Annotated in this window: 19 protein-coding genes; 3 read left to right on the forward strand and 16 right to left on the reverse strand. The window is 69.2% G+C overall.

All coding sequences use genetic code 11. The features are described 5' to 3' along the window. Nucleotide 1 precedes the first annotated feature (1 nt). The 12 genes from nuoL to OHS71_RS17710 are packed head-to-tail and all read right to left on the reverse strand — an operon-like array spanning nucleotide 2 to nucleotide 12,862. Nucleotides 2-1,966, reverse strand: a complete 1,965-nt coding sequence (gene nuoL / locus OHS71_RS17655) for an NADH-quinone oxidoreductase subunit L (protein ID WP_328480334.1) — start codon at nucleotides 1,964-1,966, stop codon at nucleotides 2-4. Between the two features lie 15 nt (nucleotides 1,967-1,981). Beyond that, entirely contained in the window at nucleotides 1,982-2,281 is a 300-nt protein-coding gene (nuoK, locus tag OHS71_RS17660) for an NADH-quinone oxidoreductase subunit NuoK (RefSeq protein WP_020130147.1), read from the reverse strand. Then, nucleotides 2,278-3,120 carry an NADH-quinone oxidoreductase subunit J gene (locus tag OHS71_RS17665; protein ID WP_328480335.1) on the reverse strand — a complete coding sequence of 281 codons (843 nt, stop codon included), beginning with the start codon at nucleotides 3,118-3,120 and terminating at the stop codon, nucleotides 2,278-2,280. Before OHS71_RS17665 ends, nuoK begins: the two co-directional genes overlap by 4 nt. Continuing rightward, complete coding sequence (gene nuoI / locus OHS71_RS17670; protein WP_328480336.1) at nucleotides 3,117-3,758, reverse strand: NADH-quinone oxidoreductase subunit NuoI; 642 nt, start codon at nucleotides 3,756-3,758, stop codon at nucleotides 3,117-3,119. Before nuoI ends, OHS71_RS17665 begins: the two co-directional genes overlap by 4 nt. Then, complete coding sequence (gene nuoH, locus OHS71_RS17675; protein WP_328480337.1) at nucleotides 3,751-5,112, reverse strand: NADH-quinone oxidoreductase subunit NuoH; 1,362 nt, start codon at nucleotides 5,110-5,112, stop codon at nucleotides 3,751-3,753. Before nuoH ends, nuoI begins: the two co-directional genes overlap by 8 nt. Beyond that, nucleotides 5,109-7,640, reverse strand: coding sequence for an NADH-quinone oxidoreductase subunit G (locus OHS71_RS17680; protein ID WP_328480338.1), 2,532 nt, complete (start codon nucleotides 7,638-7,640; stop codon nucleotides 5,109-5,111). The genes nuoH and OHS71_RS17680 overlap by 4 nt, the downstream gene beginning before the upstream one ends. Next, a complete protein-coding gene (gene nuoF / locus OHS71_RS17685; protein ID WP_328480339.1) occupies nucleotides 7,637-8,989 on the reverse strand; it encodes an NADH-quinone oxidoreductase subunit NuoF in 1,353 nt (450 codons plus the stop codon). The genes OHS71_RS17680 and nuoF overlap by 4 nt, the downstream gene beginning before the upstream one ends. Continuing rightward, nucleotides 8,986-9,858 carry an NADH-quinone oxidoreductase subunit NuoE gene (nuoE, locus tag OHS71_RS17690; protein ID WP_328480340.1) on the reverse strand — a complete coding sequence of 291 codons (873 nt, stop codon included), beginning with the start codon at nucleotides 9,856-9,858 and terminating at the stop codon, nucleotides 8,986-8,988. Before nuoE ends, nuoF begins: the two co-directional genes overlap by 4 nt. Then, nucleotides 9,855-11,177 (reverse strand): NADH-quinone oxidoreductase subunit D, encoded by a 1,323-nt coding sequence (locus tag OHS71_RS17695; RefSeq protein WP_328480341.1) that lies wholly within the window; start codon nucleotides 11,175-11,177, stop codon nucleotides 9,855-9,857. Before OHS71_RS17695 ends, nuoE begins: the two co-directional genes overlap by 4 nt. Continuing rightward, on the reverse strand, nucleotides 11,174-11,938 hold the full coding sequence (locus OHS71_RS17700) for an NADH-quinone oxidoreductase subunit C (protein ID WP_328480342.1): 765 nt from the start codon (nucleotides 11,936-11,938) through the stop codon (nucleotides 11,174-11,176). The genes OHS71_RS17695 and OHS71_RS17700 overlap by 4 nt, the downstream gene beginning before the upstream one ends. Then, entirely contained in the window at nucleotides 11,935-12,489 is a 555-nt protein-coding gene (locus OHS71_RS17705; protein WP_328480343.1) for a NuoB/complex I 20 kDa subunit family protein, read from the reverse strand. The genes OHS71_RS17700 and OHS71_RS17705 overlap by 4 nt, the downstream gene beginning before the upstream one ends. 13 nt (nucleotides 12,490-12,502) lie before the next feature. Then, nucleotides 12,503-12,862: an NADH-quinone oxidoreductase subunit A gene (locus OHS71_RS17710; protein WP_007383963.1), complete on the reverse strand. Its 360-nt coding sequence runs from the start codon at nucleotides 12,860-12,862 to the stop codon at nucleotides 12,503-12,505. Between the two features lie 742 nt (nucleotides 12,863-13,604). On the opposite strand from OHS71_RS17710, the gene OHS71_RS17715 reads away from it, so the two are divergent. Further along, nucleotides 13,605-14,408, forward strand: coding sequence for a C40 family peptidase (locus tag OHS71_RS17715; protein WP_328480344.1), 804 nt, complete (start codon nucleotides 13,605-13,607; stop codon nucleotides 14,406-14,408). 1,000 nt (nucleotides 14,409-15,408) lie between these two features. Here OHS71_RS17715 and OHS71_RS17720 read toward each other — a convergent pair. After that, on the reverse strand, nucleotides 15,409-16,704 hold the full coding sequence (locus OHS71_RS17720) for a geranylgeranyl reductase family protein (RefSeq protein WP_328480345.1): 1,296 nt from the start codon (nucleotides 16,702-16,704) through the stop codon (nucleotides 15,409-15,411). A 97-nt stretch (nucleotides 16,705-16,801) separates the two neighbouring features. On the opposite strand from OHS71_RS17720, the gene OHS71_RS17725 reads away from it, so the two are divergent. Further along, nucleotides 16,802-17,308 (forward strand): GNAT family N-acetyltransferase, encoded by a 507-nt coding sequence (locus OHS71_RS17725; RefSeq protein ID WP_328480346.1) that lies wholly within the window; start codon nucleotides 16,802-16,804, stop codon nucleotides 17,306-17,308. Nucleotides 17,309-17,536: 228 nt separating this feature from the next. After that, nucleotides 17,537-17,851 carry a PASTA domain-containing protein gene (locus OHS71_RS17730; protein WP_328480347.1) on the forward strand — a complete coding sequence of 105 codons (315 nt, stop codon included), beginning with the start codon at nucleotides 17,537-17,539 and terminating at the stop codon, nucleotides 17,849-17,851. 151 nt (nucleotides 17,852-18,002) lie between these two features. On the opposite strand, the gene OHS71_RS17735 is transcribed toward OHS71_RS17730, so the two are convergent. The 3 genes from OHS71_RS17735 to OHS71_RS17745 form a co-directional block, all read right to left on the reverse strand. Then, nucleotides 18,003-18,698 (reverse strand): demethylmenaquinone methyltransferase, encoded by a 696-nt coding sequence (locus tag OHS71_RS17735; RefSeq protein ID WP_328480348.1) that lies wholly within the window; start codon nucleotides 18,696-18,698, stop codon nucleotides 18,003-18,005. A 32-nt stretch (nucleotides 18,699-18,730) separates the two neighbouring features. Further along, nucleotides 18,731-19,768: an acyltransferase family protein gene (locus OHS71_RS17740; protein WP_328484550.1), complete on the reverse strand. Its 1,038-nt coding sequence runs from the start codon at nucleotides 19,766-19,768 to the stop codon at nucleotides 18,731-18,733. Nucleotides 19,769-20,349: 581 nt separating this feature from the next. Then, nucleotides 20,350-22,749, reverse strand: a complete 2,400-nt coding sequence (locus tag OHS71_RS17745) for a bifunctional polysaccharide deacetylase/glycosyltransferase family 2 protein (RefSeq protein WP_328480349.1) — start codon at nucleotides 22,747-22,749, stop codon at nucleotides 20,350-20,352. Nucleotides 22,750-22,762 lie beyond the last annotated feature (13 nt).

Genomic DNA, 22,762 nt, shown 5'->3' on the forward strand with positions numbered 1-22,762 from the left:
ATCAGACCGCCCTCATCAGCAGGGTCGCGGCGACGAGGACCGCCGCACCGCCGAACATCGAGACCGCGTACGACCGCACGAAGCCGTTCTGGAGCCGGCGCAGTCGCCCGGAGAGGCCGCCGACCGAGGCCGCCGTCCCGTTGACGACTCCGTCGACCAGGGTGTGGTCGACGTAGACCAGCGAGCGCGTGAGGTGCTCGCCGCCGCGGACCAGGACGACGTGGTTGAAGTCGTCCTGGAGGAGGTCGCGCCGTGCGGCGCGGGTGAGCAGCGACCCGCGCGGGGCGACGACCGGGACCGGGCGACGGCCGTACTGGGCGTAGGCGATCGCCACGCCGATCACCAGCACCACCATCGTGGCGAGGGTGACGGTGAGGGCGCTGACCGGCGAGTCGCCGTGGGAGTGGCCGGTGACAGGCTCCAGCCAGTGCAGGAAGCGGTCTCCGATGCTGAAGAACCCGCCGGCGAAGACCGACCCGAAGGCCAGCACGATCATGGGGATCGTCATGACCTTGGGCGACTCGTGCGGGTGCGGTTCCGCGTGTTCGCCCCGGTCCGCGGCCGCGGGCTCGGCGCTGGGCGCCTCGGGAGAGCGGGTGGGCCGGTTCTTCCAACGCTCCTCGCCGAAGAACGTCATCAGCATCACGCGCGTCATGTAGTACGCGGTGATGGCCGCGCCGAGCAGGGCGCATCCGCCGAGGATCCAGCCCTCGGTGCCGCCCTTGGCGAACGCCGCCTCGATGATCTTGTCCTTGGAGAAGAAGCCGGACAGGCCGGGGAATCCGATGATGGCGAGGTAGCCGAGACCGAAGGTGACGAAGGTGACCGGCATGTACTTGCGCAGGCCGCCGTACTTGCGCATGTCGACCTCGTCGTTCATGCCGTGCATGACCGAACCCGCACCGAGGAACAGCCCGGCCTTGAAGAAGCCGTGCGTCACCAGATGCATGATCGCGAAGACGTAGCCGATGGGACCGAGGCCCGCGGCCAGCACCATGTAGCCGATCTGCGACATCGTCGAGCCGGCCAGCGCCTTCTTGATGTCGTCCTTCGCACAACCGACGATCGCACCGAACAGCAGCGTGACGGCGCCGACGACGGTGACGACGAGCTGTGCGTCGGGCGCTCCGTTGAAGACGGCGGCGGACCGGACGATCAGGTAGACGCCGGCGGTCACCATGGTGGCGGCGTGGATGAGGGCCGAGACGGGGGTCGGGCCCTCCATCGCGTCCCCGAGCCAGGACTGCAGCGGTACCTGGGCGGACTTGCCGCAGGCGGCGAGCAGCAGCATCAGGGCGATGGCGGTGAGCTTGCCCTCCGTCGCGTCACCGGCGATGCCGGGCTCCCCCTCCGCCCCGAGCAGCGGGCCGAAGGCGAAGGTCCCGAAGGTGGTGAACATCAGCATGATGGCGATCGACAGACCCACGTCACCGACGCGGTTGACCAGGAAGGCCTTCTTCGCGGCGGTGGCGGCGCTGGGCTTGTGCTGCCAGAAGCCGATGAGCAGGTAGGACGCGAGACCGACGCCCTCCCAGCCGACGTACAGCAGCAGGTAGTTGTCGGCGAGGACGAGCAGCAGCATCGCCGCCAGGAACAGGTTCAGATAGCCGAAGAAGCGGCGGCGCCGCTCGTCGTGCTCCATGTACCCGATCGAGTACAGGTGGATCAGCGAGCCGACACCCGTGATCAGCAGCACGAAGGTCATCGACAGCTGGTCGAGGCGGAAGGCGACGTCCGCCTGGAAGCCCTCGACCGGGATCCAGGTGTACAGGTGCTGCGTCAGCGTCCGGTGTTCGGCGTCCTTGCTCAGCAGGTCGCTGAAGAGGACCACACCGAACACGAAGGAGACGGACGACAGGAGGGTGCCGACCCAGTGGCCGACAGCGTCGAGCCGACGACCGCCGACCAGAAGGACGGCCGCTCCGAGCAGGGGCGCCGCGATCAGCAGCGCAATCAGGTTCTCCACGATTCTTCCGACCCCTTACAGCTTCATCAGGCTGGCGTCGTCGACCGAGGCCGAGTGGCGGGAACGGAACAGCGACACGATGATCGCGAGTCCGACCACGACCTCCGCGGCGGCGACGACCATCGTGAAGAAGGCGATGATCTGGCCGTCGAGATTGCCGTGCATCCGGGAGAAGGTGACGAACGCGAGGTTGCAGGCGTTGAGCATGAGCTCGATGCACATGAAGACGACGATCGCGTTGCGCCTGATCAGCACGCCCGTCGCACCGATCGTGAACAGCAGGGCAGCGAGATAGAGGTAGTTGACGGGGTTCACTTCGACGCCTCCTCGGTCCGCTTCAGGTGCGGCGGCTCGACCGCGGCCCGTTCCAGGCGCTCCTCGGCGCGCTGTTCCAGGGCCTTGAGGTCGTTCAGCGCCTCGGCGGACACGTCCCGGACCTGACCGCGCTCGCGCAGTGTCCTGCTGACCGTGAGCTCCGACGGGGTGCCGTCGGGCAGCAGGCCCTGGACGTCCACGGCGTTGTGCCGGGCGTAGACACCCGGCGCGGGCAGCGGCGGTACGTGCTTGCCCTCGCGGACGCGCTGTTCGGCCAGTTCCCGCTGAGTCCTGGGACGCTCGGTGCGCTCGCGGTGGGTGAGCACCATGGCGCCGACGGCGGCCGTGATCAGCAGGGCGCCGGTGATCTCGAAGGCGAAGACGTACTTGGTGAAGATGAGGGCCGCGAGGCCCTCCACGTTGCCGTTCGCGTTCGCCTCGGCGAGACCGGTGAACTCCGTCAGTGAGGCGTTACCGATGCCGGCGATCAGCAGGATGCCGAAGCCGAGGCCGCTGATGAGGGCCAGCCAGCGCTGGCCCTTGATGGTCTCCTTCAGGGAGTCCGCCGCGGTGACGCCGACCAGCATCACCACGAACAGGAACAGCATCATGATCGCGCCGGTGTAGACGACGATCTGCACGATGCCGAGGAAGTAGGCGCCGTTGGCGAGGTAGAACACCGCGAGGATGATCATGGTGCCGGCGAGACAGAGCGCACTGTGCACGGCCTTCTTCATGAAGACGGTGCACAGGGCGCCGATCACGGCGACGGTGCCGAGCACCCAGAACTGGAAGGCCTCACCGGTCGAGGTGGAGTAGGCGGCGAGCTGCGCGCTCATCGGCCGACCACCTCCTCCGACGCCGGCTCGCCCTCGCCGAACGTGGTGGCGGCCTCCTGCGGAACCTCGCCCTTGGAGACGGCCGGCTGCCGTTCCGTGCCCGGCGCGGCCTCGGTGACCAGGCCGCGGTAGTAGTCCTGCTCGTCCGTCCCCGGGTAGATCGCGTGGGGCGAGTCGACCATGCCCTCCTCGAGACCGGCGAGCAGTTGCTCCTTGGTGAAGATCAGGTTGGCGCGGCTGGTGTCGGCGAGCTCGAACTCGTTGGTCATCGTCAACGCGCGCGTGGGGCATGCCTCGATGCACAGGCCGCACAGGATGCAGCGGGCGTAGTTGATCTGGTACACGCGCCCGTACCGCTCGCCCGGCGAGTAGCGCTCCTCGTCGGTGTTGTCGGCGCCCTCGACGTAGATGGCGTCTGCGGGGCAGGCCCAGGCGCACAGTTCGCAGCCGACGCACTTCTCCAGGCCGTCCGGATGGCGGTTGAGCTGGTGCCGTCCGTGGAACCGGGGAGCTGTGGTCTTCTCCTGCTCCGGGTACTGCTCGGTCAGCCGCTTCTTGAACATGGCCTTGAAGGTCACGCCGAAGCCGGCCACGGGGTTCTGGAAACCGGGTTTGGTCTCCTTGGGCTCCTCAACCATCGGACGCCTCCTTTCCATCCTGCGATCCGTCACTCACAGTGTCCACTCCGCCACTGACAATGAGCTCCCGCTCCCGGCTCGGGCGGCGCCGGGGCACCGGCGGCAGCTCCTGCCCGGGCAGTGGCGGCACGGGGAATCCGCCCGCCATCGGGTCGAAGCCGGCCGGCTCGGCGGGGGCCTTCGCCTCTTTGCGCGCACTGCGGAACATGTCCGCGACGAAGGAGAGCAACAGCAGGACCAGGACACCGCCGCACACGTAGAGGGCGATGTCGGCGAAGTCGTAGTTCTCGTTGCGCAGGGTCCGTACGGTCGCGACGAGCATCAGCCACGTCACCGAGACCGGGATCAGGACCTTCCAGCCGAGCTTCATCAGCTGGTCGTAACGGACGCGGGGAAGCGTGCCGCGCAGCCAGATGAAGAAGAACAGCAGCAGCTGCACCTTGACGACGAACCAGAGCATCGGCCACCAGCCGTGGTTCGCGCCCTCCCAGAAGGTGCTGATCGGCCAGGGGGCGCGCCAGCCACCGAGGAAGAGCGTGGTCGACACGGCGGAGACCGTCACCATGTTCACGTACTCGGCGAGCATGAACAGCGCGAACTTGATCGAGGAGTACTCGGTGTTGAAGCCGCCGACCAGGTCGCCCTCGGACTCGGGCATGTCGAAGGGGGCGCGGTTGGTCTCGCCGACCATCGTGATGACGTAGAGGATGAAGGAGACCGGCAGCAGCAGGATGTACCAGCGGTCGTGCTGCTGCTCGACGATGGTCGACGTCGACATCGACCCCGAGTAGAGGAACACCGAGGCGAACGCGGCACCCATGGCGATCTCGTAGGAGATCATCTGCGCGCAGGACCGCAGACCGCCCAGCAGCGGGTAGGTGGAACCGGAGCTCCAGCCTGCCAGCACGATGCCGTAGATGCCGACCGAGGCCACCGCCAGGATGTAGAGCATGGCGATCGGCAGGTCGGTCAGCTGCATCGTCGTGCGCTGGCCGAAGATCGAGATCTCGTTCCCGGCCGGGCCGAAGGGGATCACCGCGATCGCCATGAAGGCCGGGATGGCCGCGACGATCGGTGCGAGGACGTACACCACCTTGTCCGCGCGTTTGACGATGAGGTCTTCCTTCAGCATCAGCTTCACGCCGTCGGCGAGCGACTGGAGCATGCCCCAGGGGCCGTGCCGGTTGGGGCCGACGCGCAGTTGCATCCAGGCGACGACCTTGCGCTCCCAGACGATGGAGAACAGCACCGTCACCATCAGGAAGGCGAAGCAGAAGACGGCCTTGACGACGACCAGCCACCAGGGGTCGTGGCCGAACATCGAGAGGTCTTCAGCGGCGAGGTACGAGCTCATGCCTCCACCTCCTTGGGGGCGTCGGCGGCGAGCGTCGCCGGGCCGATACGGACGAGGGTGCCGGGCGTGGCCCCGGAGTCGGATGCGACGCCCCCACCGGTCGAGTTCAGCGGGAGCCAGACCACCCGGTCGGGCATCTCGGTGATCGACAGGGGGAGTTCGACCACCCCGGCGGGTCCGGTCACGGCGAGCACGTCGCCGTCCTTGACGCCCGCCTCGGCGGCCGTGGCGGCCGACACACGCGCGTGTGCGGCGTGCCGGGTCCCGGCGAGCGCCTCGTCACCCTGCTGGAGGACACCCTGGTCGAGCAGCAACCGGTGCCCGGCGAGGACGGCCTCGCCGGCCGCGGGCCGCGGCAACTGAGCGCCCGCGGTCAGCGGTTCGGGGGCCCGGGAGCCGTCCCAGGCGCCGAGTCGGTCGAGCTCCGCGCGTGCGGTGCGCAGGTCCGGCAGACCGAGGTGGACGTCCATGGCGTCGGCGAGCATCTGGAGCACGCGCGCGTCGGCGGGAGCCGGGCGGCGTGTCATCTGATCGGGTTTGAGTGCCGCCTCGAAGAAGCGAACCCGGCCCTCCCAGTTCAGGAAGGCGCCCGCCTTCTCGGCGACCGCGGCCACCGGGAGGACGACGTCGGCGTGCTCGGTGACCTCGCCGGGGCGCATCTCCAGCGACACCACGAAGCCGGCCTCGGCGAGCGCCGCACGCGCGCGTGCCGGGTCGGGCAGGTCCGCGACCTCGACGCCCGCGACGAGCAGCGCCTGAAGCTCGCCGGACACGGCGGCCTCGACGATCTGCCCGGTGTCGCGGCCGTAGCGGTGCGGCAGTTCGGCCAGGCCCCAGGCGGCGGCGACCTCCTCACGCGCGCGTGGGTCGGTGGCCGGACGACCGCCCGGCAGCAGTGACGGCAGCGCGCCCGCCTCGATCGCGCCGCGCTCCCCCGCCCGGCGGGGGATCCACACCAGTCGGGCCCCGGTCGCCGAGGCGGCCCGCACGGCGGAGGTGAGACCACCGGCCACACCGGCCAGCCGCTCGCCGACGAGGATCACCGCGCCCTCGGCCCGCAGGGCCTCGGCGGCCTCGGCGCCCGCGTCCTCCAGGCCGGCGCCGCTCGCGAGCGCGTCCAGCCAGTCCGGCTCGGTGCCCGGGGCGGCCGAGAGCAGCGTGCCGCCTGCCTTCTCCAGACCTCGGGTGACGTGCGTGGCCAGCGAGAACACCCGCTGCCCGTGCTTGCGCCAGGCCTTGCGCAGCCGCAGGAAGACGCCGGGCGCCTCCTCCTCCGACTCGAACCCGACCAGCAGGACGGCGGGCGCCTTCTCCAGGGAGGTGTAGGTGACGCCCGTACCTCCCCCGGGCTCGGTCCGGGAGGTGTTCCCGACGTCACGGCCGCGCCCGGCGACGTGGGCGGCCAGGAAGTCGGCCTCCTCACTGCTGTGCACGCGCGCGCGGAAGTCGATGTCGTTCGAGTCGAGCGCCACGCGCGCGAACTTGCTGTACGCGTAGGCGTCCTCGATGGTGAGGCGGCCGCCGGTCAGGACGCCGGTCCTGCCACGGGATGCCAGCAGGCCCTGAGCCGCGATCTGCAGCGCGTCCGGCCAGGAAGCCGGTACGAGGTCCCCCTCGGCGTCACGCACCAGAGGCGTTTCGAGCCGGTCCCGCTGCTGCGCGTACCGGAACGCGAAGCGCCCCTTGTCGCAGATCCACTCCTCGTTGACCTCGGGGTCGTTCGCGGCCAGTCGCCGCATGACCTTGCCGCGCCGGTGGTCGGTGCGCGTGGCGCAGCCGCCGGAACAGTGCTCGCACACCGACGGCGAGGAGACCAGGTCGAAGGGCCGGGAGCGGAATCGGTACGCCGCCGAGGTGAGCGCGCCGACCGGGCAGATCTGGATGGTGTTGCCGGAGAAGTACGACTCGAAGGGGTCGCCCTCCCCGGTACCGACCTGCTGGAGCGCTCCCCGCTCGATCAGTTCGATCATCGGGTCGCCCGCCACCTGGTTGGAGAACCGGGTGCACCGGGCGCACAGCACACACCGCTCGCGGTCGAGCAGCACCTGCGTGGAGATCGGCAGGGGCTTCTCGTACGTCCGCTTCCTGCCTTCGAAGCGGGACTCGGCCTGGCCGTGCGACATGGCCTGGTTCTGGAGGGGGCACTCGCCGCCCTTGTCACAGACCGGGCAGTCCAGCGGGTGGTTGATGAGGAGCAGCTCCATCACACCGTGCTGTGCCTTCTCGGCGACCGGTGAGCTGAGGTGGGTCTTCACCACCATGCCGTCCGTGCACGTGATCGTGCAGGACGCCATGGGCTTGCGCTGGCCCTCGACCTCGACGATGCACTGACGGCACGCGCCGACCGGGTCGAGGAGGGGGTGGTCGCAGAAGCGTGGGATCTCGACGCCGAGTTGCTCGGCGGCCCGGATGACCAGGGTGCCCTTGGGCACGCTGATCTCGGCGCCGTCGATCGTCAGCGTGACGAGATCTTCCGGCGGGACCGCCGCCTCGCCGCCTCCGGAGGGAGCGCTGGTGGTCACCGTCATGCGTTCACCTCCGTGTGCTTGTCCGCCCAGACCGTCGACTTGGCCGGGTCGAAGGGGCAGCCGCGGCCCGTGATGTGCTGCTCGTACTCCTCGCGGAAGTACTTGAGCGAGGAGAAGATCGGCGAGGCGGCGCCGTCGCCGAGGGCGCAGAAGGACTTGCCGTTGATGTTGTCGGCGATGTCGTTGAGCTTCTCGAGGTCGGAGAGGGCTCCCTTGCCGGCCTCGATGTCCCGCAGCAACTGCACGAGCCAGTAGGTGCCTTCGCGGCACGGGGTGCACTTGCCGCAGGACTCGTGGGCGTAGAACTCGGTCCAGCGGGTGACGGCTCGCACGACGCAGGTCGTCTCGTCGAAGCACTGGAGAGCTTTTGTGCCCAGCATGGAACCCGCGGCGCCCACTCCTTCGTAGTCAAGAGGGACGTCGAGGTGCTCCTCGGTGAACATCGGCGTCGAGGAACCGCCCGGCGTCCAGAACTTGAGCCGGTGCCCGGGTCGCATGCCGCCGCTCATCTCGAGGAGCTGGCGGAGGGTGATGCCGAGCGGGGCCTCGTACTGGCCGGGGGCGGCGACATGGCCACTGAGCGAGTAGAGCGTGAAGCCCGGGGACTTCTCGCTTCCCATCGACCTGAACCATTCTTTGCCGTTTTGCAGAATCGCGGGAACTGACGCGATCGACTCGACGTTATTCACCACAGTCGGGCATGCGTAGAGGCCCGCGACAGCAGGGAAAGGAGGACGCAGCCGCGGTTGACCACGGCGGCCTTCGAGCGAGTCGAGCAGCGCGGTCTCCTCACCGCAGATGTACGCGCCGGCGCCGGCGTGCACGGTGAGTTCGAGGTCGAGTCCGCTGCCCAGGATGTTCTCGCCGAGGTAGCCCGCCGCGTAGGCCTCGCGCACGGCCTCGTGCAACCGCCGCAACACAGGGACGACTTCACCACGCAGATAGATGAAGGCATGAGACGACCTGATGGCATAACACGCGATCACAATGCCCTCGATGAGGCTGTGCGGGTTCGCGAAGAGGAGCGGGATGTCCTTACAGGTCCCGGGTTCCGATTCGTCGGCGTTGACAACTAGATAGTGCGGCTTTCCATCCCCCTGGGGAATGAACTGCCATTTCATTCCCGTCGGGAATCCCGCGCCGCCCCGTCCTCGCAGACCGGAGTCCTTGACGTACGCGATCAGGTCGTCCGGCGACATGGCGAGCGCCTTGCGAAGGCCCTCGTATCCTTCGTGCCTTCGGTAGACGTCGAGGCTCCAGGACCGGTCCTCGTCCCAGAAGGCCGACAGCACGGGCGCGAGCAGCTTCTCCGGGCTGCTGCCCTTCAACTCGGGTGCCAAGGTCATCACTCCCCCTCCTCGGCGGTAGGCCCTGCCGGGTGAGCCGGGTCGGAGGCCGACGTGTCCTGCGGCGCGTCGTGCGAACTCAGGTGCTCCGTGGGCGACGGCGCGTGCACCGCCCGGTCCTGCGGCTCCTCGTGCGGCCCGCCGTCCCGCGGGTGGACCACGCGCGCGGGTGCGGTCTCTCCCCTTGCCAGGCGAAGACCCACCAACGACGCCGGTCCCGCACTGCCGCTCGCCTCGACGGCTCCGTCCCGCTCGTCGGGGAAGCCCGCCAGGATCCGGGCGGTCTCCTTGAAGGTGCACAGCGGCGCACCGCGCGTCGGCGAGACGGTGTGTCCGATCCGCAGGTCGTCCACCAGGCGCTTCGCGCTCTGCACGGTCTGGTTGTCGAAGAACTCCCAGTTGACCATCACGACCGGCGCGAAGTCACAGGCCGCGTTGCACTCGATGTGCTCCAGGGTGATCTTGCCGTCGTCGGTGGTCTCGCCGTTGCCGACGCCCAGGTACTCCTGGAGCTCCTCGAAGATCGCGTCGCCGCCCATCACCGCACACAGCGTGTTGGTGCAGACGCCCACCTGGTAGTCACCGCTGGGGCGGCGCCGGTACATGGAGTAGAAGGTGGCGACCGCGGTGACCTCGGCCGTGGTCAGTTCGAGCACGTCCGCGCAGAACCGCATCCCGGTGCGGGTGACGTGTCCCTCCTCCGACTGCACGAGATGCAGCAACGGCAGGAGCGCGGACCGGGAGTCGGGATAGCGGGCGATGATCTCGCGCGCGTCCGTTTCCAACCGGGCCCGGACGTCGTCTGGGTAGGCGGGCGCGGGCAGCTCGGGCATGCCCAGGCTGACGCCCCGCTCGGAAGAAGAGGTGGTCACCGGTCGACGCCTCCCATCACGGGGTCGATGGATGCGACGGCGACGATGACGTCGGCGACCTGGCCGCCCTCGCACATCGCCGCCATGGCCTGCAGATTGGTGAAGGACGGGTCCCGGAAGTGGACCCGGTAGGGACGGGTGCCTCCGTCGGAGACGGCGTGCACCCCGAGTTCTCCCTTGGGTGACTCGACGGCCGCGTACGCCTGTCCCGGCGGCACGCGGAAGCCCTCGGTGACCAGCTTGAAGTGGTGGATCAGGGCCTCCATGGAGGTGCCCATGATCTTCTTGATGTGGTCGAGGGAGTTACCGAGGCCGTCGGGGCCCAGGGCGAGCTGGGCGGGCCAGGCGATCTTCCGGTCGGCGACCATGACGGGACCGGGCTGGAGCCGGTCCAGGCACTGCTCGACGATGCGCAGCGACTGGCGCATCTCCTCCACGCGGATGAGGAAGCGGCCGTAGGAGTCGCAGGAGTCGGCGGTCGGGACGTCGAAGTCGTAGGTCTCGTAGTCGCAGTACGGCTGCGACTTGCGCAGGTCGTGCGGGAGACCGGTGGACCGCAGGATCGGGCCGGTTGCGCCGAGGGCCATGCAGCCGGCCAGGTCGAGATAGCCCACGTCCTGCATACGGGCCTTGAAGATGGGGTTCCCGGTGGCGAGCTTGTCGTACTCGGGGAGGTTCTTCCTCATCTTCTTCACGAACTCGCGGATGTGGTCCACCGCGCCGGGCGGCAGGTCCTGGGCGAGTCCGCCGGGGCGGATGTACGCGTGGTTCATCCGCAGGCCCGTGATGAGCTCGTAGATGTCGAGAATCATTTCACGATCACGGAATCCGTAGATCATGATCGTGGTGGCGCCGAGTTCCATGCCGCCGGTGGCGATGCACACCAGGTGCGAGGACATCCGGTTCAGCTCCATCAGGAGCACCCGGATGATCTTGGCTCGCTCGGTGATCTGGTCCTCGACGCCGAGGAGCTTCTCGACGGCGAGACAGTAGGCGGTCTCGTTGAAGAAGGACGTCAGGTAGTCCATGCGCGTCACGAACGTGGAGCCCTGGGTCCACGTTCGGTACTCGAGGTTCTTCTCGATGCCGGTGTGGAGGTAGCCGATGCCGCAGCGGGCCTCGGTGACGGTCTCGCCCTCGATCTCCAGGATCAGGCGGAGCACCCCGTGGGTGGAGGGGTGCTGGGGGCCCATGTTCACGACGATGCGCTCGTCGTCGGCGCGGGCCGCGGACTGCACGACCTCGTCCCAGTCGCCACCGGTGACCGTATATACAGTGCCCTCGGTGGTCTCACGGGCGGATGCTGACTGCGTGCTCATGAGTACGACCTCCGCTGGTCCGGAGCCGGGATCTGGGCGCCCTTGTACTCGACGGGGATGCCGCCGAGGGGGTAGTCCTTGCGCTGCGGATGGCCCTGCCAGTCGTCCGGCATCATGATCCGCGTCAGGGCCGGGTGGCCGTCGAAGACGATCCCGAAGAAGTCGTAGGTCTCGCGTTCGTGCCAGTCGTTCGTGGGATACACGGGGACCAGGGACGGGATGTGCGGGTCGGCGTCCGGGGCGCTGACCTCCAGGCGGATCAGCCGGTTGTGGGTGATCGAGCGCAGATGGTAGACGGCGTGCAGCTCGCGGCCCTTGTCGTTCGGGTAGTGCACGGCACTGACGCCGGTGCACAGCTCGAACCGCAGCGCCGGGTCGTCGCGCAGAGTTCGGGCGACCCTGAGCAGGTGCTCGCGCTCGATGTGGAACGTGAGCTCCTCGCGGTCGACGACCGTCTTCTCGATCGCGTTCGCGGGGAGCAGACCCTGCTCCTCGAGCGCGCCCTCGAGTTCGTCCGCGACCTCGTCGAACCAGCCGCCGTAGGGCCGGTTCGCCGCTCCGGGGAGCCGGACCGAGCGGACGAGGCCGCCGTACCCGGAGGTGTCGCCGCCGTTGCTGGCGCCGAACATGCCGCGCTGGACGCGGACCTCCTCACCGCCCTGGCCGCGCTGGCCCGGCAGGTTGGAGGCGGAGAGGTCCTTCTCGGGGTTCACCCCGTTCGAGGATCCGTTCGCGCCGTGGGCGCCGTTCGCGTCACTCACCGCAGCAGCCCCTTCATCTCGATCATGGGCAGGGCCTTGAGCGCCGCTTCCTCCGCCTCGCGGGCCGCCTCCTCGGCGTTCACGCCCAGCTTGGCGTTCTGGATCTTGTGGTGGAGCTTGAGGATCGCGTCCATCAGCATCTCGGGCCGAGGCGGGCAACCCGGGAGGTAGATGTCCACGGGCACGATGTGGTCGACGCCCTGGACGATCGCGTAGTTGTTGAACATGCCGCCGGAGGAGGCGCACACGCCCATGGAGATGACCCACTTGGGGTTGGGCATCTGGTCGTAGACCTGCCGGAGCACCGGCGCCATCTTCTGGCTCACCCGGCCGGCGACGATCATCAGGTCCGCCTGACGGGGGGATCCCCGGAAGACCTCCATCCCGAAGCGCGCCAGGTCGTAGCGGCCGGCGCCGGTGGTCATCATCTCGATGGCACAGCAGGCGAGGCCGAACGTGGCGGGGAAGACGGACGCCTTGCGCACCCAGCCCGCGGCCTGCTCGACGGTGGTCAGCAGGAAACCGCTCGGCAGTTTTTCTTCGAGTCCCATGGCTAAAGGCCCCTCAGTCCCATTCCAGGCCGCCGCGCCGCCACACGTACGCGTACGCCACGAAGACGGTGAGCACGAAGAGCAACATCTCCACGAGCCCGAAGACACCCAGGGCGTCGAAGGTGACGGCCCAGGGGTAGAGGAAGACGATCTCGATGTCGAAGACGATGAAGAGCATCGCCGTCAGGTAGTACTTGATGGGGAAGCGCCCGCCGCCGGCCGGCGTGGGGGTCGGCTCGATACCGCACTCGTAGGCCTCGAGCTTGGCGCGGTTGTACCGCTTCGGCCCGATCAACGTGGCCATGACCACGGAGAAGATCGCAAAGCCTGCCCCGAGGGCTCCCAGTACGAGGATGGGCGCATACGCGTTCACCGCTCCTCGCTCCTCTCAGTCGGCACTGACTGCTGGCGATGACGTCGGGCTCCGTCCACCTCCCAGGTATCGCGGACCCCGCCCGTCCCGGCGAAGATCGCGAACATGTGAAGCAGGTCACAAGCCCAACTGCCTCGCATCCTATGCCCGCCGCTCTGTGATCTGCGACACGGGGTATTACACAAGCTTTGTGATCTCCACCACCTGACGAAGGATCATGAAGTCATACCGACAGTGATCTTCATACGTGAAGCGTCGGAGTGATCACAAGAAGTGACATTTACGCTCGTCACCGCCTGAAACGCGGGTCGTCTCCATATCAAGAGGCTTCCCTTGCATGCAAATTCGCGGTGGACATGAGGCCCTGATAGAGGCGCGCATTCACACATCAGGGGGAGGTGTGACCGGGGTGTGGACGCGTGCACGCGTTCACGAGGAGAAGCGGTCGCGAACGACGCGCGGGACGCGGTGGTTCCGGTGACCGTTCCGTGACCTGCGCCACACCCGTGCGGGGCGGCCAAGAAGAGGGCTTGGCCAATGGTCGCGACCGATGGTAGGCGCCGGGCAATCCGGGCGTAAAGACGAAAGTGCATGATCACAGGCCTGATCGCCTGAGTCCGCAATGTCCGTTACGGCGTCAATAAAGAACCCGGGGAAGGGAATTTGGGGCATCGGTTGAACAACTGTGGCGCAGCACACGTTTCTTGAAGGTATGGAGGAGCCCCTGATACCGGTTGTACCCATGTCCCACACCGCTCACATACGCAGCCACCGGAAACCCCGCCGCAGCGCGTCGACGATCGCGATGCGGGCCGGAGTCGCCAGTGGTGTCCTCGGCACGCTGGCCGTCGCCACAGCAGCCGGCTCGGCCAACGCCGCCGAGCCGGTGACGCAGACGCTCGAACTGCCCGTGCTCACGGGCGACCTGGCCGCCCAGGTCGCGCAGTCCGCTCAGGCCACGCAGCAGGCCGCGGCGAACTACCAGCTCGACGCCGAGCGTGACGCGGCCGCAGCAGCAGCCGCCAAGGAGGCCAAGAAGGACCTCGCCGACGCCAAGGCCGAGGCGAAGAAGAAGGACGAGGCCGCCCGCAAGGCCGCCGCCGAGCGTGCCACGCGCAACGCCGAGCGGACCACGCTCTCCACGACGGCGAGCAGCGGCAGCTCCACGAGCACGAGCGGTTCCACGGCGACCGGTTCGGCCGCGGCCGTCATCGCCTTCGTGAAGGCCCAGATCGGCGACGCCTACGTCTCCGGCGGCACCGGCCCCAACTCCTGGGACTGCTCGGGTCTCATGCAGACCGCTTTCAAGCAGGTCGGTGTCGACCTGCCGCGCGTCTCGCAGGACCAGTCGACCTTCGGCACCCAGGTGTCCCTGGACAACCTGCAGCCGGGCGACATCCTGTACTGGGGCAGCGCGGGCAGCGCGTACCACGTGGCGGTGTACGTCGGTGACGGCATGTTCGTCGGCGCGCAGAACCCGTCCACCGGTGTGGCCGAGAAGCCGCTGTCGTACGACCCGCCGACCGGCGCGGTACGGGTGCTCTGACGCACCCGGGTGCCCTGAGGCATCTCAAGCACGCAAGGGCCGCAGCCGCTCGGGGGCAGCGGCCCTTCGGGCTCCGCGGACGCGCCGGGCCGCCATGCGCGCTCGCGCAAACCGCTCTTGCGGCTCACCGCGGGCCCACAGCCGCCCCCAGGGCCGTGCGGGCCGCACGGGCGCCCCGAAGCGCGTGGGCGCCCCGCGAACGGCCCAGAGGGCGCCCTGCGACCCTGTGGCGCGCCTCCGGCCTTCCCCTGGCGCCTCGCAACTCGCCCTCGGGCCCCTCTAGCTAGACCCCCGGCTCGCATACAGGCCCATCCAGCGCCCTTCTGGTGCACTTGGGGCGTATGCAGGGGTCGATGCCTCGCGCCGTCCCGGCCTTTCCGGCACACCGGACATGTCCGGTCGGCCGGACAACTCCGGCGGGCCGGTCGGACACCTCCGACGCGCAGGGGCGCCCCGCGAAGCCGGATACCCCTGACGCATCGGGACACCCTTCACCGGCTGGATGCCCCTGCCGCACCGAACCCTCTTTGACGGGCCGGGACATTCCTGCCGTACCGGGACACCTTTGACGGGCCGGTACGTTCCGCGGCGCCGGAACGCCTCTCACGGGCGGACATCCCGGACGCACCGAGACCGGCCGGATGTTTCTGACGCGCCGCCGAACTCTCTTTGGCGGGACGGAACATTTCTCTCGTACCGGGACACCTTGACGGGCCCGGGACATTCCGCGACGCCGGACGCCTCTCACAGGCCGGACGCCCCAGGCGCGCCGAGACCTGACGGAACGGGACATTTCTGACGCGCTGGGGCCTGAGGGAACGGGGCATCCTCTGACGTACCGACACCTGACGGAACGGGATATTCCCGATGCGCCGGATACCCGATATGCCTCAGACGCCCCTTTACCGCCACGGTGGGTGGCGGGCCGGGGCGAAGGGGGTTTCGCGGGCCGGGCCGCCGAGGACACCGTGGCGGTAAGGGGGCGGACGGGCGGACGCGGTCAGGCCTTCGGGGCCACCTTGCTCAGGCCGTTGATGATGCGGTCCATCGCGTCGCCGCCCGTGGGGTCCGTCAGGTTGGCGAGCATCTTCAGGGTGAACTTCATCAGCAAGGGGTGGCTCAGACCGCGCTGGGTCGCGATCTTCATGACCTTCGGGTTGCCGATGAGCTTCACGAAGGCACGGCCCAGCGTGTAGTAGCCGCCGTAGGTGTCCGCGAGGACCTGCGGATAGCGCTGGAGGGCCAGTTCGCGCTGGCCCGGGGTGGCGCGGGCATGGGCCTGGACGATGACGTCGGCGACCAGCTGGCCGGACTCCATGGCATAGGCGATGCCCTCGCCGTTGAACGGGTTCACCAGACCGCCGGCGTCGCCGACGAGCAGCAGGCCCTTGGTGTAGTGGGGCTTGCGGTTGAAGGCCATGGGGAGGGCCGCCCCCCGGATCGGGCCGGTCATGTTTTCGGGGGTGTAACCCCAGTCCTGCGGCATGGACGCGCACCAGGCCTTGAGGACCTCGCGCCAGTCGAGCTCCTTGAAGGAGTCGGAGGTGTTCAGCACGCCCAGGCCGACGTTCGACGTCCCGTCGCCCATACCGAAGATCCAGCCGTAGCCGGGCAGCAGCCGGTCCTCGCCCGGACCCCGGCGGTCCCACAATTCCAGCCACGACTCCAGGTAGTCGTCCTCGTGGCGCGGGGAGGTGAAGTAGGTGCGGACCGCGACGCCCATCGGGCGGTCCTCGCGGCGGTGCAGGCCCATCGCCAGCGAGAGCCGGCTGGAGTTGCCGTCGGCGGCCACCACGAGCGGGGCGCGGAAGGTCACTTCGCGCTTCTCCTCACCCAGCTTGGCGTGCACGCCGATGATGCGGCCGGTGCGGTCGTCGACGATCGGCGCACCGACGTTGCAGCGCTCGTACAGGCGGGCGCCGGCCTTCTGGGCCTGGCGGGCGAGCTGCTCGTCGAAGTCGTCGCGCTTGCGGACGAGTCCGTAGTCCGGGAAAGAGGCGAGATCCGGCCAGTCGAGCTGGAGGCGGACGCCGCCTCCGATGATGCGCAGGCCCTTGTTGCGCAGCCAGCCGGCCTCCTCGGAGATGTCGATGCCCATGGCCACGAGCTGCTTGGTGGCGCGTGGGGTGAGGCCGTCGCCGCAGACCTTCTCGCGGGGGAACTCGGTCTTCTCCAGGAGGAGTACGTCGAGTCCGGCCTTGGCGAGGTAGTACGCGGTCGTGGAGCCGCTCGGCCCCGCGCCGACGACGATCACGTCGGCCGTGTTTTCGGAGAGGGGCTCGTTCACGACGGTCACGGCGGGATCTCCCCAAGTTCGGAATCTTCGTGCCGACCGGCACTGGACATGGGCAGTCTATTCAGCAGAATTGATCACCCGGCTGAAGGGCTGCCCAGTGAACCGAGCTCTCCCCGTAGTTCGACTGCGTGTCCCCACGGACGAGGACGCCGTCGCCTGGCACCGGGTCTTCGACGACCCGGGTGTGATGGAGTTCCACGGCGGACGATCCGCGGAGCTGTCCGCCTACGAAGAGCTCACCGCCCGCCAGCGCCGGCACGACGCGGAGCTCGGATTCTGTCTGTGGACGATGCTGGACCGGGACGACCGGGTGATCGGTTTCACCGGTGCTCAGCCGTGGCCCCGTGAGCACGGCCCCAGGGGCGAGATCGAGATCGGGTGGCGGCTCGGTCGGGAGCACTGGGGGCAGGGCTACGCGACGGCGGCCGCGCGGATGACCCTGGAGCGGGTCGCAGCGGCCGGGGTCCGTGAAGTGGTGGCCGTGGTCGACGCACGCAACGCGCGGTCCATCGCCGTCGCGGAACGGCTGGGCATGCGGCTCGGGGAGGTCTTCACGCCACCGGAGTCGCAGCGCGAAAGGCACTGCTACCGCCTCGCGTGGTGACCGTCGGCCCACACCCCGCCGGGTGACCGTGGCTCCCGCGCCCCCCGCGTGACCGCCGCTCCCGTGCCTCGCCACGCCTGGTGACCGTCGCCGCCGTTCCATCGGTCACCTGGCGTAGTCGTCGGCTACAGATAGGCACCCGACGCTTCCGGGTGGCACCCCCGGGCGGTTACCCTTCCAGTACCGCTGGGGGTGACATCTGTGTTCATAACACCCAAAACACCCGAGGTGCGTGTACCGAGGCTCGTCGGACTGATGGCCGTGGACGCGCGCGAGGCGGCTACGGCACAGGGCGTGCTGCTGGCCGCACCGGATCGGCCCGAGTTCCACCGCGCGGTCGTGGACTACGTCGTACGTCAGTACCCGCCGCCCGGTGCCGAGGTGCCGCGCGGGACCGTCGTGACGGTGTGGTTCGACTTCGGCGAGGGGGAGGGCGGCGGAGGCTCGGGCGTGCGCGAGCCCCGGGTGCCCAGGCCGGGGGGCGGCGGGTTGCAGCGCGAGCTCGACCGGCCGGGGCTCCCCTTCGAGGCGATCACCCGGTGACCGTGACGTGGCGATGACCGTGCCGTAGAGATGACCGTGACGTGGGCGATGCCCGGGATCCTGGCGGTCACGGAGACGGTCGCGGTCACGGAGACGGCGGCTGAGGCCCTGGCGGGAGCGTGACGCCGTGGGAACCGGGCCGCACCGCGGGTCAGACCTCCTTGAAGCCCCGGTGCAGGGTCACCACGCCGCCGGTCAGGTTGCGCCAGGCGACCTTCGACCAGCCGGCCTTGCGCAGGTGCTCGGCGAGGGCGGGCTGGTCGGGCCAGGCACGGATGGACTCGGCGAGGTAGACGTAGGCGTCCGGGTTCGAGGACATCGCGCGCGCGACCGGCGGAAGGGCGCGCATCAGGTACTCGGTGTAGACGGTCCGGAAGGGCGCCCAGGTGGGGTGCGAGAACTCGCAGATGACGACACGCCCGCCGGGCCGGGTCACCCGGTACATCTCGCGCAGGGCCGCGTCGAAGTCCTGCACGTTGCGCAGGCCGAAGGAGATGGTGACGGCGTCGAAGACGTCGTCCTTGAACGGCAGCCTCGTGGCGTCCCCGGCCGTGAACGGCAGCCAGCCGTGGTTCTTCTTCCCGACCTGGAGCATGCCGAGGGAGAAGTCGCACGGGACGACATAGGCGCCGGTCTGCGCGAAGGGGAGGGAGGACGTCGCCGTGCCCGCGGCGAGGTCCAGCACCTTCTGTGCGGGGCGGGCGTCGACCGCCCTGGCGACCTCCTTGCGCCACCTCCGGTCCTGCCCGAGCGACAGGACGTCGTTGGTCAGGTCGTACCGTTCCGCCACGCGGTCGAACATCGAGGCGACTTCGTGGGGCTGCTTGTTCAGGGAAGCACGGGTCACCCGCCCATTGTGGCAGCCCCGGACTCACCGCCTCACGGCAGGAGCCTCGGCTTCTTCCGCGCCGCGACGTCCTCGACCCACCCGCAGACCAGCACGAAGAGGGCGATCAGCAGCCAGCCCACGCCGAACATGAACCACTGGCTCTCCAGCGGCAGGTACGTCTCGAACGCGGGGACGTCCCAGAACCTGTCGATGAGCGGGACGGCCAGGATGAGGGCGATCTCGTGCCAGAGGTAGATCGTGACCGCGCGCGCGTTGAAGACGGTGACGATCCGGTTCGTGCGCCGGAAGCGGGTGAGCCGGGCGAAGCCGATCCCGAAGTACGCCTTGGCCCACATCAGCAGCATGACGAAGCCCGCCGACCAGAAAGCCTGCGCGAGGGGGTTCTCGTCCAGGTCGTAGGTGCCGAACTCGGCCTGGTGCGTGAAGGCGTACCAACCGCCGAAGCCGATCGCGGCGAGCGACACCGCCACCACCAGGCCCGGCTTCATCCGCTCCAGGACGCCGTCGCGGTGCGCGAAACCGAGCATCCAGCAGAAGAGGTACGTCGACAGGTCCCACGTCGCGGACCCGAAGCGGTTGTCCGGGCCCGCCCACACGCAGGTCAGCACCAGGATCGGTGCCAGGGAGAGCGCCAGCGCGGGAACCGGGGCGAGCCGGAAGAACCGGAGCAGGAGCGGGGAGAACAGGACGAACCAGAGATAGGTCCGCAGGTACCAGAGGATCTCCCAGGCCTGCTCGCCCCAGGCGTTGCCCGGCGGATCGCCCAGCGGCACGACCCAGTAGACGATCTCCCAGCCCGGCATCCAGCCGTGGACCAGCATCGCCATCACGACGAAGACGCCCCAGAACCAGAAGGGGGGAAGGAGCCGGCGGAAGCGGCTCCTCACCACCTGAAGCGCCGGACGCTCCAGGGACTTCGCCATCAGGGTCCCTGCCAGGCCGAACATGATCCCCATGGAGGGGAAGACCATGCCCGCCCAGGCCCACCCGAAGGTGTGGTAGGCCACGACGCGGACGAGGGCGAGTGCCCGGAGCGTGTCGAAGTAGCGGTCCCGCCGGGGGGCCACGGCGTCGGGCCCGGAAGGGGACCGGGGTGCCTCCTGCGTGTCCTCGACGACGGACACCGGAGCCGCGAGGTCTCCGACGGCTTCCCGGTCAGGGGTGGGCTCCGCGTCCACCGCCGGCAGCGTCGCCGTCTCCTCCACGATGACGCTCTGCCCGTACTCGGCGTTGCGCGCGTGCTCGGCGTTGCGCGCGTGCTCGGCGTTGCGCGCGTGCTCGGCGTTGCGCGCGTGCTCGGCGTTGCGCGCGTGCTCGGCGCTGCGCCCGTACTCCGGGTGGTGCTGCGCGTGCGGGTGCTGACCGTGCTCCGTCGGATACGGCTGCTGACCGTGCTCCGTCGGATACGGCTGCTGACCGTACTCCTGCTGGTGCGGCTGCTGACCGTACTCCTGCTGGTGCGGCGGCCGGCCGTGCCCGTCGTACCCGTACGGATACGCCGACGGCTGCCCGAGCTCGTAGCCGTACCCCTGCCCCTGCCCCTGCCCCTGCCCCTGCCCCTGCGCATACCCGTACCCGTACCCGTACCCCTGGTCCTGGCCAGGGTCGGGGCCGGGGCCAGGGCCGAAGCCCTGCTGTTCCCAGCTCATCAGCTCGCCCCTGCGGGGGTGCCGACCTCGCCGGTGCGCTTCAGTTTCTGCCAGCGCAGTCGGCCGCCGGTGAGGGCGGTGATGCAGGAGTGGATGAGAACGAGGTACATCATCTGGCGGTAGGCCAGCTGCTGGAGCGGCATCATCAGCAGGTAGCGGTACTTCTCGCGGTCCAGGCGGAAGGCGTAGGCGGCGCAGCCCAGCTGGACGCCGAGCACGGCCAGCCAGGCCAGCAGGGCCGCCTGGAAGTCGACGAAGATCATCGAGTAGACGGTGAACACGTCGATGAGCGGGGCGAAGACCGGCGTGACGATCTGGAAGAGGACCACCAGCGGCATCCCGACGCGGCCGAAGCGGCCCGAGGGCCCCTTGTCCGTCAGGGACTTGCGGTGCTTCCACAGCGCCTGCATGGTGCCGTAGGACCAGCGGTAGCGCTGCGACCACAGCTGCTTGAGGGAGCCCGGCGCCTCGGTCCACGCCTTGGCGTGCTCCTGGTAGACGACCTGCCATCCCGCGCGGTGCATCGCGATGGTGATGTCGGTGTCCTCGGCGAGGGTGTCCTCGCTCATGCCGCCGACCTCCAGCACGGCGTCGCGGCGGAACGCGCCGATCGCACCGGGGATGGTGGGCATGCAGCGCAGCAGGTCGTACATGCGGCGGTCGAGGTTGAAGCCCATCACGTACTCGATGTGCTGCCAGGCGCCGATGACCGTGTCGCGGTTGCCGACCTTGGCGTTGCCGGCGACCGCGCCGACGTTCGGGTCGGCGAAGGGCTGCACCAGCTGGTGCACGGCGTCCGGCTCGAAGACCGTGTCCCCGTCCATCATCACGACGAGGTCGTAACCGGCGCTGCGGACGCCGTTGTTCAGGGCGGCGGGCTTGCCCGCGTTCTCCTGGCGGACGACCCGGACGTTGGTCATGCCGAGAGCCGCCGCCGCCTCGCGCGAGATCTCGGACGTGTGGTCCGTCGACCCGTCGTCCACGACGATGATCTCGATCGGGTGGGTGCTCTGCGCCAGCGACTTCAGGGTGTTGGCGATGCACTCCTTCTCGTTGTACGCCGGGACGATCACGCTGACCGGCCGGGTGACGGTCGGCCCCCAGCTGAAGCGGCGCCTGTTGCGTTTCCTGTGGTGCCGGCGGGCCAGGACCAGCATCATGCCGAACCGGCCCATGACGGCCACGCCGACGATCATCAGTCCCACCGACAGCGTCGGCACGGTCCACTCGGCGAGGGTGACCGCCGCGATGAGCGCCTTGCCCTCGTAGAGGGTCACGCCGGTGGCCTCGCGGTGGGCGGCCTGAAGACGGTTGATCGTTCCGCCGGTTCCGCCGGGCACGGCGCCGCCCTGCGCGCCGGTCGCCCCCTGGATCCCCGCCGCCCCCTCCGTTCCCGCGGTCCCGGTGGCCGCGGTCCCCGTTCCCGTTCCCGCGGTCCCGGTACCCGTACTGGTCCCCGTGCCGGCCGCCGCATCCGCGGCCTGCTGCCGGCCTGTGCCGGAGGACTGCCGGGCCGCGGCGTTCTGCTCCTGCATCACGCCGCTGATGGTGGTGAAGGTGTAGCCCGCGGCCTTCATCTTCTTGATGTACGCCGGCAGGGCCTTGATCGTCTGGGAGCGCTCGCCGCCCGCGTCGTGGAAGAGCACCGACGCACCCTTGCCGTCCTCCGGCGTGGCCCACTTGATGATCTTCGAGACGCCCGGCTTCTTCCAGTCGTCGCTGTCGGTGTCGACGAAGACGCTGGTGTAACCGTCCTCACCGAGCTTCTCGTAGACGGGCCAGCTGTAGTTGTCGATGGCGTCCGTCTCGGAGGAGTACGGGGCGCGGAAGAGCGTCGTCGTGATGCCGGCGGCGCCCGCGAGCGCCAGCTGGGTCTGCTGCATCTCCCGGGCGACGCGGGCGTCCGACTGGTAGGACAGGTCGACGTGGGTGAAGGTGTGGATGCCCACCTCGTTGCCCGCCTCGACCATGTCCTTCACGATGCCCGGGTAGCGCGACACCATCGAGCCCACCAGGAAGAACGTGCCGGGCACGTCGTATTCCTCGAGGATGCCCAGCACCTGGGGCGTCCAGGTCGGGTTCGGGCCGTCGTCGAAGGTCAGCGCGATCGTCTTGTCCGGAACCGAGACGGTGGTGGCCCGGCCGCCCTGGAAGGTCAGGATCGGGCCGCCGTCGAGGACCGTGTCGGGCACCTTGTCGGCGCCGGCCCCGGTGCGCACCCGCTGGTCCCCGCCGACCTCGGCGCGCAGATAGCCGTCGAGGAGCATGACGCTGGTCAGCGCGAGGAGAAGCAGCAGGGCGAGGATGACACGCGGTTTCTGGAGCGCCGCGGCCCTGCCCGCGGCCCGGGACATGCGGGTCGGGGCGCGGCGGCGGCCGCGGGAGGTGGTGGTCGTCATGGAAGTGGCTGCG

Origin of the sequence: Streptomyces sp. NBC_00377, from assembly GCF_036075115.1 — a bacterium.
Taxonomy (GTDB): Bacteria; Actinomycetota; Actinomycetes; order Streptomycetales; family Streptomycetaceae; genus Streptomyces.